Annotated in this window: 1 protein-coding gene and 1 pseudogene; both read left to right on the top strand. The window is 65.8% G+C overall.

Annotated features, from left to right (window positions below; translation table 11 throughout):
- Positions 1–382, top strand: a pseudogene (locus AWB67_RS38590) (LLM class flavin-dependent oxidoreductase); the annotation flags it as partial.
- Between the two features lie 34 nt (positions 383–416).
- On the top strand, positions 417–965 hold a 549-nt coding region (locus AWB67_RS38585), incomplete at its 3' end, for an acyl-CoA dehydrogenase family protein (protein ID WP_200822441.1).

Below are 965 nucleotides of genomic sequence, written 5' to 3'. Positions count from 1 at the left end.
GCCTTACGAGCGCATCGAAAAGGTCGCGCGTTCGGACATCTCGCGCGGTTTCGTCGATTCGACGGTCGCGCTCGCGAAAAGCGAAAACCTCACCGTGCGCGATCTGCTCGACCGAAATCCGGGCGCGCATCGGATCATCGTCGGCACGCCGGAGCAGATCGCGGACGACATCGCGCGCTGGTTCGACGAACGCGGCGCAGACGGCTTCAACCTGAACGCCGATGTCTTTCCGTCGGGCCTCGCCGCTTTCGTCGATCACGTCATTCCGCTCTTGCAGCGCAAGGGCATTTTCCGGCGCGAATACCAGGGCTCGACGCTGCGCGAGCACCTTGGCCTGCCGCGCCCCGAGAGCCAATACGTCCGCGCGCATCAGGCCGCGTAAGGCGACGTAATCGATAAGAGAGGACCACGACCGCATGACCATCATTCTGGAGCGCCCGAGCGCCACGCAAACCGCAATCATTCGCTCGGACGAAGAAGCGCTTGACGTTGCGCGCCGTCTTGCGCGCGAGTTCGAAGCGGATGCACCGCAGCGAGATCGCGAGCGTCGCCTGCCGCGCGCCGAAGTCGAGGCGTTCAGCCAGTCGGGGCTGTGGGGCATCAGCGTGCCGCGCGAGTTCGGCGGCGCCGATCTCTCGGTGCAAACCATTGCGGACGTTTTCGAATCGATCTCGGCAGCGGACCCGTCTCTCGGGCAGATTCCGCAGAATCATTTCGCCACGCTCGAACGACTGCGCTACGACGGTACGCCCGCACAGCAGGAATTCTTCTTTTCGCGCGCGCTCGCCGGTGAACGTTTCGGCAACGCCACCGCCGAGCCGGGCGACCGTCTGCCGTCCGGGCACGAGACACGCGTGCGGCGCAAGGCGCGGGGCGTCGTGCTGTCGGGTCACAAGGTCTACTCGACCGGCGCGCTCTTTGCGCACTGGATACCGGTGGCCGCACGCGACGACGAGGGCTTGCCC

The sequence above is a fragment of the Caballeronia terrestris genome (assembly GCF_001544515.1).
Classification (GTDB): Bacteria; Pseudomonadota; Gammaproteobacteria; order Burkholderiales; family Burkholderiaceae; genus Caballeronia; species Caballeronia terrestris.
Note: the sequence above shows the minus strand (reverse complement) of the source record. Positions and strands in the feature narration are given on the sequence as shown.